The sequence below is a fragment of the Micromonospora sp. NPDC005367 genome, from assembly GCF_040606825.1.
Taxonomy (GTDB): domain Bacteria; phylum Actinomycetota; class Actinomycetes; order Mycobacteriales; family Micromonosporaceae; genus Micromonospora.
In genome coordinates, this window is the sequence record NZ_JBEXFP010000010.1 from 63,390 (window position 1) to 74,026 (window position 10,637).

Consider the following 10,637-nt stretch of genomic DNA (forward strand, 5'->3'; position numbering starts at 1 on the left):
GCGCTCCCGCTCGCCTGACCGGGGTGTGTCAGGCGACCGTTTGCACTCTACCGGCCGGCACTTATCTCCATCTTTAAGCGTGGGCTGAAAAACCTCGACGTACTCCGGCCGGATTGGGCATGCTTCCAGTGCCCGCCGGTCTCGGCGCGTCCGTTGCGTGACGCCGCCGCAGCACCGGGGCCGGGGAGGACCGGCGACCGGGCGGCGCCACGAGGGTCTGCGGCCCTTGCACCGCAGGGGTGCCGCCCGGCCGTCCCGCCCGGGCACCTCCGGGCCAGCGGCTCGCGAGATCGATGCGGGGTCGACTCGTACAGTGTCGGGATGCCCGACGTCGCACCCGCACCGGACAGCCTGCCCAGCCAGCCGATGACGCCCGCCCCACCCGCGGCCGACGCCGACGACCCGTACGCGGCGTTGCACGCCGACGCGACGGCGCTGCTGACCGGGTGGGCACCCACCAGTCCCGCCGCCGGCATCGCCCGGGAACGCACGCTGGCCCTGCTCGCGGCCGGACCGGTTGCGATGAGCCGGGCGCACCGCGCGGGGCACGTCACCGCGAGCTCGCTGGTCCTGGACGCCACCGGCAGCCGGGTACTGCTCTGCCTGCACGGCAAGTTCCACCGCTGGGTGCAGCTCGGCGGGCACTGCGAGCCCGGCGATCGGACGCTCGCCGGCGCCGCGCTGCGCGAGGCCACCGAGGAGTCCGGGATCCCCGGGCTGCGGATCGACCCGGTGCCGATCGACGTGGACATCCACCCGGTCGCCTGCCAGGGCGGCTCACTGCACTACGACGTCCGGTTCGCGGTCCTCGCTCCGGCCGGCGCGGTGGAACAGGTGAGCGACGAGTCCACCGCGCTCGGCTGGTTCCCGCCGGAGCGGCTGCCCGAGCCGCTGGCCGACGGGACCGTCCAGCTCGTGGCGCCCGCCCTCGCCACGCTCAGACGTAGTCCTCTTCGCCCCGCTCCTTGAGCTCGTCCACCAGGGCCTTGACGTCCTGCGCCCGCTCACGGGGACAGACCAGCACCGCGTCGGGAGTGTCCACCACCACGAGGTCGTGCACGCCGATCGCGGCCACCAACCGGCCCGAGTGCGGCACCACCACGAGACCGGTGCTGTCCCGCAGCAGTACGCCCGGCTTGGCGGCACCGAGCACCACATTGCCCGTGTGGTCCGCCGGCAGCACGTCACCCAGCGTGTGGAAGTCGCCGACGTCGTTCCAGCCGAAGTCGCCCGGGACCGTCGCCACCCGGCCGGCCATCGCCGCACCCTCCATGACCGCGTAGTCGACGGAGATCTTCGGCAGCGTCGGCCAGACCGCACCCAGCACCTCGTCCTGCTCCGGATCACCCCACGCCGCCGAGATCGCGGTCACTCCGGCGTGCAGAGCCGGCTGCTGCCGGGCCAGTTCGGCGAGGAACACGTCCACCCGCCAGACGAACATGCTGGCGTTCCAGAGGTGCCGACCGGAGCGGAAGTATGCCTCGGCCACATCGGCGGCGGGCTTCTCCTTGAACTCCGCGACCATGCGCAGCGGGCCGTCGCCGAGCAGGTCGCCGCACTCCAGGTAGCCGTAGCCGGTCTCCGCGCGGGTCGGGGTGATCCCGACCGTCATCAACAGCCCCTGCTCGGCGCCGCGCATCGCCTCCCGCACCGTCTCAGCCCAGCGCAGCGGGTCACCGATCAGGTGGTCGGCCGCGAAGGAGCCCATCACCGCGTCCGGATCCCGCCGCGCGATCACGGCCGCGGCCAGCGCGATGGCCGCGCACGAGTCCCGGGGCGACGGTTCGACGAGGATGTTCTCCTCCGGCAGACCGGCCAACTGCCGTGCCACCGCCGTCACGTGCGCAGCCCCCGTGACCACCATCGTCCGTTCAGGTGTGGTCAGCGGGGCCAGCCGCTCCACCGTCGCCTGTAGCAACGAGGCGGACGTTCCGGTGAGCGGATGCAGGAATTTGGGGTGGCCGGCACGGGACAGCGGCCACAACCTCGTGCCACTGCCTCCCGCCGGGATGACGGCATAGAGCATCAGCACATCATGCCCGAACGGCGCACATGCGAACCGGCGGTTTCGATGGACGTCAGGACCGCGCCCGGCTCCAGGCCGCGATGTGCACCTCGGCGCTGGACTCCCAGGTGAACTCCTTGGCCCTGTCGAAGCCCGCCTTGGCCAGCGACAACCGGCGCGGCTCGTCGTCCAGCAGCGCCGCGAGGTCGGCCGCGACCTGGTCAGGGCTCTCACTCGTGTACGCCACGGCGTCACCGCCCACCTCGGGCAACGAGAGCCGGGGCGTGGTGAGCACCGGGGCGGCGCAGGCCATCGCCTCCAGGATCGGCAGCCCGAAACCCTCACCGTAGGACGGGTAGGCGGCCACCAGCGCCCCACCGAGGAAGCCGGGCAGATCCGCGTAGCGCAGGTAGCCCGGACGCAGCAGCCGCAGGTGCGCAGGCACCTCGGCGACCGCCCGGTCGATGTCGTCGTCGTGCCCCTGGCCGCCGGCGATCACCAGCGCCGGCGGGTTGGGACGGTCGGCGACCGCCTGCGCCCAGCCCCGGATCAGGTTGGGCACGTTCTTGCGCGGCTCCTTGGCACCGAGGAACGCGATGTAGTTGCTGCTGCCCAGCCCGAGCCGGGCCCGCACGCGGGCCTTCTCCTCGTCGCTGGGCGCGTGGAACGCGGTGTGGTCGACCCCGTGGTAGGCGACGTCGATCCGGGTCGGGTCGGCGTCCAGCAGGCGGATCAGCTCGTCCCGGGTGGCCTTGCTCGGCACGATCACCCGATCGGCCCGGCGCAGCGACGTCTTGATGGCGCTGCGGAAGAACGTGCGGCGGGACTTGTCGTAGTGCTCGGGCTCGGTGAAGAACGTCGCGTCGTGCACGGTCACCGTGACGGGACAGCCCGCACGCAGCGGACACGTGTAGAAGGGAGAGTGCAGCACCTGCGCGGCGAGCTGCTGGGCCAGCAGCGGCAATCCCGTCTGCTCCCAGGCGAGCCGGGCCGGCCGGTGTGCCACAGCCGCCGGCGCGGGCACGATCTCGGCGCCCGGCAACATCCGGGAGTAGCGCTCGAGGTCGGTGCGGAGGCTGACGACGGCCAGATCCACACCCGACCCGCAGACCTTGCCCAGCGCCCCGAGCAGGCCGTCGACGTATCTCCCGACGCCGCCACGGTCGGCGGGGACACTCGTGGCGTCGATGAGCACGCGGGGCGGGCGACCGGCGGTCACGGGGCGACTCCTTGCTGGCGGGTCTGTGGGGAACAACACTCCGGCCGCAAGCCTACGCCGGAGCCCGCCGCCGACGCTGACTGCGACCCGACGGTATGCGTACTTGTCATCGTCGTCAGGTGCATACCGTGGCGGCGTATCGTTCGCGCCGATGGCCGAGAACATTGCCCGGGTCTTCGCCGACGCGATCGCACCCGATCCGACCCGACCGTTGCTCACCTGGTACGACGACGCCTCCGGCGAGCGCACCGAACTGTCCGGCGCCACGCTGGCCAACTGGGTGGCCAAGACGGCCAACCTGCTGGTCGACGGGGCCGCCGTGGGGCCCGACGACACCGCCGCGGTGCTCCTACCGCCGCACTGGCAGACCGCCGCGGTGCTGCTCGGCTGCTGGTCCGCCGGGCTCACCGTGGTCGAGGCGCCCGGCCCGGTCGAGGTGCTCTTCGCCGCCCTGGACCGGGTGACGGAGGCGGACGCCTGGCCGGCGGACGAGCGGTACGCGCTCGCGCTCGACCCGTTCGCCCTGCCGCTGCGGGAGGTGCCCGCCGGTTTCGCCGACTACGTGGTCGAGGTGCGTGGCCACGGCGACCACTTCACCTCGCACGGCGCGGGCGGCCCGGCCGACGCGCAGCTGCTCGGGCGGGCACGGGCCCGCGCGACGGAGTTCGGCCTGGTCGAGGGCGACCGGGTACTGATCGACGCGGCTCGGCACCCCGAGCCGGTGGAGTGGCTGCTCGCGCCACTCACGGTCGGCGCCAGCGTCGTCCTCTGCGGCAACCTGGACCAGGCCCGCGTCGCCGACCGCCTGACGGCGGAAAAAATCACCCGAACCGTGACCTGACGGGCCGCACGCCCCTCCGCGTCACCCCGCCGCCCGACGACTGCGGGCCTGCGGCACGCCGAGGGGCGGGGAGCCCGGGCGTCAGGCGGGGGTGGCCTGGTCCTGCGGGGCGCGACGTTGGGCGAGCTGCGCGAAGGCCGTGAGCGACTCCGGGTTGGCCAGGGCCCCCTTGGCCGCGGCGCGGTCCACCGGGGTGCCGGTGAGGATCTTCTTGACCGGCACCTCGAGCTTCTTCGCCGACAGCGTGCGCGGCACCGCCCGCACCTGATGGATCTCGTCGGGGACGTGCCGCGGCGACAGCGCGGTACGCAGCTCGCGGCTGATCTTCTTCCGCAGCTCGTCGTCCAGCTCCAACCCGTCGGCGAGCACCACGAACAGCAGCAGCTCACCGGCACCGCCCTGGTCGTCCTCCAGGTGCACGACCACCGAGTCGACGACCTCGTCCAGCCCCTCCACGACGGAGTAGAACTCGGCGGTGCCGAGCCGTACGCCGCCCCGGTTGAGAGTGGCGTCGGAGCGCCCGGTGATCACACAGCCGCCCCGCGAGTTGATCGTGATCCAGTCCCCGTGCCGCCAGACCCCCGGATAGACGTCGAAGTACGCCTCCCGGTAGCGGGAGCCGTCCACGTCGTTCCAGAAGCCCACCGGCATGCTCGGCATCGGTTCGGTGATCACCAGTTCGCCCAGCTCGTCGAGGACCGCGGTGCCGTCGGCCGAGCGCGCCTCGACCTTCGCGCCGAGGGCCCGGCAGGTGATCTCGCCGGAGTGCACGGGAAGCAGCGGCACCCCGCCCACGAATCCCGTGCAGACGTCGGTGCCACCGGAGAGGGACTGGAGCTGAAGGCGTTCGCCGACCGTCTCGTACACCCAGGTGAAGCCCTCGGCCGGCAGCGGCGCGCCGGTGGAGCCGAGGCCGCGCAGCGCGGAGAGGTCGGCGATCTCCTTCGGCACCAGGCCGGCCTTGCGGCAGGCCAGCAGGAACGGCGCGGAGGTGCCGAAGTACGTGGTGCCGGTCTCCTCCGCCAACCGCCACAGCGCGCCGAGGTCGGGGTGACCCGGGTTGCCGTCGAACAGCACGATCGCCGCACCCACCGCCGGTCCGGAGACCAGGAAGTTCCACATCATCCAGCCGGTGGTGGTGAACCAGAAGAACCGGTCGCCGGGGCCCAGGTCGTGGTGCAGGGCGAGCATCTTCAGGTGCTCCAGCAGGATCCCCCCATGCCCGTGCACGATCGGCTTGGGCAGCCCGGTGGTGCCGGAGGAGTAGAGCACGTAGAGCGGGTGGTCGAAGGCGACCGGGGTGAAGGTCAACGGCTCGTCGGTCGGCGCGGCCAGCTCCGCCCAGGACGTCGCTCCCTCGGGCACAGCCGCCGGGTCGAGGTAGCCGATGCCGACGGTGTGCCGCAGTGACGGCAGCGCGGCCCGGATCGCGGCGACCTCGGCACGGCGGTCCACCGCCTTCTCGCCGTACCGGTAGCCGTCGACCGCGACCAGCACCGTCGGCTGGATCTGCTGCCAACGGTCGGTGACGCTGCGCGTGCCGAACTCGGGCGCGCAGGAGGTGAAGATCGCGCCGAGACTGCTCGCGGCGAGCAGCAGTACGTACGTCTCCGGGATGTTCGGCGCGTACGCGGCCACCCGATCGCCCGCGGTGACCCCCAGCCGGCGCAGTCCCGCCGCCACCCGCCGGACCTGTTCGCGCAGTTCGACGGCGGTCAGGGTGACCGGCGCACGGGTCTGGCCGTGCGCGATGACCGCGGGATCGGTGTCGGCCAGGCCGGGCATGCGCAGCACGTTCTCGGCATAGTTCAACGTGGCGCCGGGGAACCAGCGGGCTCCGGGCATGCTCCGGCCGGTCAGCGTGGCGGTCGGCGCAGTGTGCGCCACCACCTCGAAGTGGTCCCAGATCGAGCGCCAGAACGCTTCCAGATCGGTGACCGACCAGCGCCACAGCGCGTCGTAGTCGGCGAAGTCCAAGCCACGGTGCTCCCGCAGCCAGCGCAGGTAGCCCCCGATCCGGGACCGCTCACGTACGTCCGCCGGCGGCGTCCACAGCACGTCACCCACTGCTCTGCCCTCCCCTGGCCCCGGACACGACACTGTGCGATGGGCCGTGGCGCCATCTTGCCCTACGTCGAAGCGCCATTCTCCGCACCCGCCGCCTCCGAAGGGGCGTGGCCGCCCCACATGCCAACAGGCTTCCCGCTGTGGGCCGGGGCGAGGAAGGGACCTCCCGTCACGCCTCGCGGGCCCCCGGGGGTGCTCGTCGGAGGACCGACCGCGACTGGCCGCCGCCCGCCGCGGAGGTCGGGCAGGGGCGGCCTCCTCGCAGGTCAGCCGGCGCGGTGGGCCTGGATCGCGCGGCGGCGGGCCAGGCGGTGGGCTCGCCGGATCTCCGCCTCCCGGAAGCGTCGCTCGTCCTCGGTCGTCTCCGGCAGCACCGGTCGCACCGGTCGCGGCGCGCCGCCCACGTCGACGCTGACGAACACCAGGTACGCGGTGGCGACCCGGATCGGCTCGTCCTCGGCCGAGTCCCACCGCTCGGCCACGACCCGGACACCGACCTCCATGGAGCTGTGACCGGTCCAGTTCACCTGGGCGTGCGCGTGCAACAGGTCACCGACCCGGACCGGCTCGGAGAAGACGATCTCGTCGATCGCGGCGGTCACCGCCGTGCCGCCACTGTGCCGGGCGGCGGCTGCTCCGGCCACGTCGTCCACGAACTTCATCAGCACGCCGCCGTGGACGGTGCCGTACAGGTTGACGTCCACGGCGGTCATGATCCGGCTCAAGGTGACCCGGGAGTACGACGTCGGCTTGCCGGCCGGCGCGGTGGAGGGGTGCTCGGTCATGACGAAAACGGTACGGTGCGCGGATGCGACATCTCTGGAGCTTCCTCGCCGGTTTGGTGGTGGCGCCTGTCACCTGGGTGCTGGTCACGCTCGGGCAGGACGGGTCGAGCGGCACGATCGGCCGCTGGGTGGAGATCGGAAAGTTCAACACGGCCAACCTGATCGAGCCGGCCGTCTACCTCGGTGTCGGTGGCATCCTGCTGGGCCTGCTCGGCACGCTGCGCATCTCGCCGGTCGGTCCGCTGGTGGCCGGGGTGCTGATGGTCGTCCCGTACATCGGGATGTTCGTGGCGCCGTTCGAGGTACGCGACACCATCCCGGACGGCTGGAAGGTGTTCGGCGATCCGCTCCCCCTGCAACTGCCGGTGGAGAACGGCACGCTCTTCCTTCTCGGCATGATGTTGATCATGGCGACGTTCAGCCTGCAGCGTTGGCGGCGCTGGCCGGCACCGGCAGACGCGCCGACGCCCGCCGAGGCGGAGAAGAACACCACCGACAGCGAGGTCACGTTGACCGACTGGCCGCCGGTCGCCTCACCGGAGCGGGACACCGCCGCTCCGATCACCCTGGCCTACCCCGACTCCACCCCGACCGAGCCGCTCCCCCGGCGCACCGGCGGGGAGTCGCCCTGGTCGGCCCCGCCCCGTAAGCCGGAGGACAGCACCGGCATCCGCTGAGATTGTGGGCGGGCCGGCACTCCCGGCCCGCCCCCGACCCGTGTTCGCGGGGACGGTCCACCCCGACGGCGTGCCCCGCCTCAGCCGCGCAGCAGCTGGCGGGCCATCACGATCCGCTGCACCTGGTTGGTGCCCTCGTAGATCTGGGTGATCTTGGCGTCCCGCATCATCCGCTCGACCGGGTAGTCCCTGGTGTAGCCGTAGCCGCCGAGCAGCTGTACCGCGTCCGTGGTGATCGCCATGGCGGCGTCCGAGGCGAAGCACTTGGCCGCCGCGCCGAAGTAGGTGAGGTCGGCGTCGCCGCGCTCGGACTTGCCCGCCGCCGCGTACGTCAGCTGCCGGGCCGCCTCCAGCTTCATGCCCATGTCGGCGAGCATGAACTGGACACCCTGGAACTCGGCGACCGCCTTGCCGAACTGCTTGCGCTCCTGGATGTAGCCCTTGGCGTAGTCGAGTGCGCCCTGGGCGATGCCGAGCGCCTGAGCGGCGATGGTGACCCGGGTGTGGTCCAGGGTGCGCATAGCGGTGGCGAAACCGGTCCCCTCGGCGCCGATCATCCGGTCCGCCGGGATCCGCACGTTGTCGAGGTAGACCTCGCGCGTCGGGGAGCCCTTGATCCCGAGCTTCTTCTCCGGAGCGCCGAAGCTCACGCCCGAGTCCGACTTCTCCACCACGAACGCGGAGATGCCCTTCGACCGGGCCGTCGGGTCGGTGACCGCGAAGACGGTGTAGTACTCCGACAGCCCTGCGTTGGTGATCCACCGCTTCACGCCGTTGAGCACCCAGTGATCCCCGTCACGAACCGCCCGGGTGGTCATCGACGCCGCGTCGCTACCGGCCTCCGGCTCCGAGAGGCAGTACGAGAACATCGCGTCGCCGCTCGCCACCGCGGTCAGGTAGCGACGCTTGAGCTCCTCGGAGCCGGCCAGCAGCAGCGGCATCGTGCCGAGCTTGTTCACCGCCGGGATCAACGAGGACGCGGCGCAGGCCCGGGCCACCTCCTCGATCACGATCGCGGTGGCCAGCGCGTCCGCACCGGCGCCGCCGTACTCGATCGGGATGTGTGGCGCGTGGAAGTCCGCCGCGCGCAACGCGTCGTAGGACGCCTTGGGGAACTCGCCGGTCTCGTCAGCCTCGGCGGCGTTGGGAGCCACCTTCGCCGCGCAGACCTCCCGGACCGCCTCACGGATCGCCTCGTGCTCCTCGGGCAACCGGTAGACGTCGAACGACTCCTCTACGGCCATGCCGGCCCCTCCCCTTCACCGCTATCATGCGCAGTCTGTACGGTCTCCTGACCGCGGACGGCGCAGACTGAAGGATAGCGACCAAGGTTCAGGTACAAGTTACCGCGGCGTACGCTCGTCCTCGACGGGTACCGCCGCCGCCCGGCGACCATATAAAGACGAGCAGTTCCCTCCGGTGCCCGGCCAGGCGCCGCAGCAGTAGCGACGCGACGCAGCGCCGCCCAGTGCGAGCGGAGAAGACAGGCGTGACGATTCCGTACCCAAGCAGCCAGCCGGTGCCCCCCATCGCCACGGTGACGCCGCCGTCGGGCGCCGCCCGGCCTCGGGTGACCTTCCTCGGCACCGGCTACCTCGGTGCGACCTACGCCATCTGCTACGCCGAACTGGGCTACGAGGTGCTCGGCTTCGACGTCGACGCCGACAAGATCGCGATGCTCAACGCGGGCCAGGTGCCGATCCACGAGCCGGGCCTCGACGAGCTGCTCCGGCGCAACCTCGCGGCCGGCCGGCTGCGGTTCAGCACCGACATCGCCGAGACCGCCGACTTCGGTGACGTGCACTTCATCTGCGTCGGCACACCGCAGCGCGCCGACGGCATGGGCGCCGACCTGTCGTACGTCGAGGCGTCGGTGACCGGCCTCGCGCAGCACCTCACCCGCAAGGCGCTGATCGTCGGCAAGTCGACGGTGCCGGTCGGCACCGCCGATTGGGTTGAGCAGCTCGTCGGCAAGCACACCCCGGCCGACCTCGGCGTCGAGGTCGCGTGGAGCCCGGAGTTCCTCCAGGAGGGCTTCGCCGTCGACGACGTGCTGCGCCCCAACCGGATCGTGGTCGGCGTGAAGAGCGAGTGGGCCAACGGGATGCTCTACGCCGCGCACAAGGGCGTCTTCGACCTGGCCGCCACCGAGGACCGCGAGGTGCCGCTGGTGGTGACCGACTTCGCCACCGCCGAGCTGGTCAAGGTCGCCGCGAACGCCTTCCTCGCCACCAAGATCTCGTTCATCAACGCGATGGCCGAGGTGTGCGAGGTCGCCGGCGGTGACGTCACCCAGCTCGCCCGGGCGATCGGCTTCGACCCGCGGATCGGCAACCGGTTCCTCCAGGCCGGTCTCGGCTTCGGTGGGGCGTGCCTGCCCAAGGACATCCGCGCCTTCCAGGCCCGGGCCCAGGAGCTGGGCGCGGGTGAGGCGTTGCGTTTCCTGCACGAGGTCGACCTGATCAACCTTCGCCGCCGTACCCGCGTCCTCCAGCTCGCCGCGGACCTGCTCGGCCGCCGGACCGGGCCCGCCGGACCGGACCTCTCCGGCACCCGGATCGCCGTGCTCGGCGCCACCTTCAAGCCCAACACCGACGACGTACGCGACGCCCCGGCGCTCGCCGTGGCCGGGCTGCTGCGCAAGGCCGGCGCAGAGGTGCACGTCTTCGACCCGGCGGGCATGGAGAACGCCCGCCGGGCCATGCCCGAGCTGATCTACGAGGCCAGCATGACCGACGCCGTGACCGGCGCGGACCTGGTCTGCGTGCTCACCGAGTGGGCCGACTTCCGCAACGCCGACCCGGTCGCCCTCGGCGAACTGGTCTCCGGCCGGAAGGTCGTCGACGGGCGCAACTGCCTCGACGCGGCAATGTGGACGCAGGCCGGCTGGGAGTACCGGGGCATGGGTCGCCCCTGACCGAGACGGCCACGACGGCCGGTCGCGGAGTTCCTCCGCGGCCGGCCGTTGCCTTTTGCCGGAAGGCTCGTTTGTCCTGAACCCGCCGACAACTGTCGAAAATCGCGCCGGATTTGGGCATGCTGC

The 10,637-nt window shown here is 71.9% G+C and carries 9 protein-coding genes; 4 read left to right on the forward strand and 5 right to left on the reverse strand.

The window, feature by feature from the left end; genetic code table 11:
* Positions 1–366 precede the first annotated feature (366 nt).
* The gene (locus tag ABZS42_RS09965; protein ID WP_355143747.1) at positions 367–969 is read left to right on the forward strand and encodes an NUDIX hydrolase; all 603 of its coding nucleotides are present in this window, start codon (positions 367–369) and stop codon (positions 967–969) included.
* Here the strand turns inward: ABZS42_RS09965 and ABZS42_RS09970 are convergent.
* Both ABZS42_RS09970 and ABZS42_RS09975 read right to left on the reverse strand, forming a co-directional pair.
* Positions 938–2,026, reverse strand: coding sequence for a sugar phosphate nucleotidyltransferase (locus ABZS42_RS09970; RefSeq protein WP_355143588.1), 1,089 nt, complete (start codon positions 2,024–2,026; stop codon positions 938–940). The genes ABZS42_RS09965 and ABZS42_RS09970 overlap by 32 nt on opposite strands.
* Positions 2,027–2,078: 52 nt before the next feature.
* The gene (locus tag ABZS42_RS09975) at positions 2,079–3,224 is read right to left on the reverse strand and encodes a glycosyltransferase family 1 protein (RefSeq protein ID WP_355143590.1); all 1,146 of its coding nucleotides are present in this window, start codon (positions 3,222–3,224) and stop codon (positions 2,079–2,081) included.
* A 151-nt stretch (positions 3,225–3,375) separates the two neighbouring features.
* Here ABZS42_RS09975 and ABZS42_RS09980 point away from each other — a divergent pair, with 151 nt between their 5' ends.
* Positions 3,376–4,065 (forward strand): TIGR03089 family protein, encoded by a 690-nt coding sequence (locus tag ABZS42_RS09980; protein WP_355143592.1) that lies wholly within the window; start codon positions 3,376–3,378, stop codon positions 4,063–4,065.
* A gap of 81 nt (positions 4,066–4,146) precedes the next feature.
* Here ABZS42_RS09980 and ABZS42_RS09985 read toward each other — a convergent pair whose 3' ends face one another.
* Together ABZS42_RS09985 and ABZS42_RS09990 are read right to left on the reverse strand one after the other, a co-directional pair.
* Positions 4,147–6,132, reverse strand: a complete 1,986-nt coding sequence (locus ABZS42_RS09985) for an acetoacetate--CoA ligase (RefSeq protein WP_355143594.1) — start codon at positions 6,130–6,132, stop codon at positions 4,147–4,149.
* Between the two features lie 266 nt (positions 6,133–6,398).
* Positions 6,399–6,917, reverse strand: a complete 519-nt coding sequence (locus ABZS42_RS09990; RefSeq protein WP_076471207.1) for an acyl-CoA thioesterase — start codon at positions 6,915–6,917, stop codon at positions 6,399–6,401.
* Between the two features lie 23 nt (positions 6,918–6,940).
* On the opposite strand from ABZS42_RS09990, the gene ABZS42_RS09995 reads away from it, so the two are divergent.
* Complete coding sequence (locus ABZS42_RS09995) at positions 6,941–7,594, forward strand: hypothetical protein (RefSeq protein WP_355143596.1); 654 nt, start codon at positions 6,941–6,943, stop codon at positions 7,592–7,594.
* Positions 7,595–7,674: 80 nt separating this feature from the next.
* On the opposite strand, the gene ABZS42_RS10000 is transcribed toward ABZS42_RS09995, so the two are convergent.
* Positions 7,675–8,838: an acyl-CoA dehydrogenase family protein gene (locus tag ABZS42_RS10000; protein ID WP_355143598.1), complete on the reverse strand. Its 1,164-nt coding sequence runs from the start codon at positions 8,836–8,838 to the stop codon at positions 7,675–7,677.
* 245 nt (positions 8,839–9,083) lie between these two features.
* Here ABZS42_RS10000 and ABZS42_RS10005 point away from each other — a divergent pair, with 245 nt between their 5' ends.
* Entirely contained in the window at positions 9,084–10,511 is a 1,428-nt protein-coding gene (locus ABZS42_RS10005; RefSeq protein ID WP_355143600.1) for a UDP-glucose/GDP-mannose dehydrogenase family protein, read from the forward strand.
* The last annotated feature ends 126 nt before the right edge of the window (positions 10,512–10,637 follow it).